Here is a 695-nt window from a genome sequence, read left to right on the forward strand (position 1 = left end):
GTTGGACTGCACAACGCCAAAAGCGCGTTCGGCGCCAAGCCGCGAGGCCAGCAACAGCAGAGACAGGGCCTTGGATGCGGACATTTTCGACAGGTTCGTGCCCAGATGGCCGAGCAGGTTCCTGATTTCGGTTCCATTGGCAAGAGACGCCCCGGAAAGCCCGACAAACTGCACAACCAGATTTGCGGGAAAGACCCTGTCAGAGGGAGCGGTCTGAGCAAAGAAGGGCTCAAGAACCCGGTACAAAACCTGTTGAGCGCGCGCATGGTCTCCGCGAGACATGCAGAGCGCGACGAGTTGTTTGGCGACCGCCGGATCGGTCGGGTTCTCAATATGGCAATGGGACAGGATATCGAAGGCGGCGTCGGGGTCTCCGAGATCCACCAGGATCCGCGCACGGAGCATGGCCGCGGAGCGCCGAGATGGTGTTTTGCGGAGTTCAGCGACCGCGTCACCGGGCCGATCAGCGGCCAGCAGGGCCCTTGCATGTGCTTCTCGCAGGCCTGTGTGGCTTGGCCATTGGTCGAGGGCCGATCCCGCCAATTGAATGGCCTTGGAAACCGCGCCTTCGGCAACCAACAGAGAGATCTTCAGCGCGTTTGTCCTTGCGGCCCCCGCCCCCAGCGCCAAAACGTCGTCCAGAGTGGCCTGAGCCTCGTCAAAGCGTTTGCAATCGCCCAAAAGCAAAGCTTTCA

Annotated in this window: 1 protein-coding gene and 1 pseudogene; both read right to left on the reverse strand. The window is 61.2% G+C overall.

All coding sequences use genetic code 11. The features are described 5' to 3' along the window. Window positions 1-405: tetratricopeptide repeat protein (locus J1C49_RS21515; protein ID WP_227447856.1), on the reverse strand; the 405-nt coding region annotated here is incomplete at its 3' end. Window positions 406-426: 21 nt separating this feature from the next. Further along, window positions 427-687, reverse strand: a pseudogene (locus J1C49_RS22025) (tetratricopeptide repeat protein); the annotation flags it as partial. Window positions 688-695 lie beyond the last annotated feature (8 nt).

Origin of the sequence: Cognatishimia sp. F0-27, assembly GCF_020667845.1 — a bacterium.
Lineage (GTDB): Bacteria > Pseudomonadota > Alphaproteobacteria > Rhodobacterales > Rhodobacteraceae > JAFMPQ01.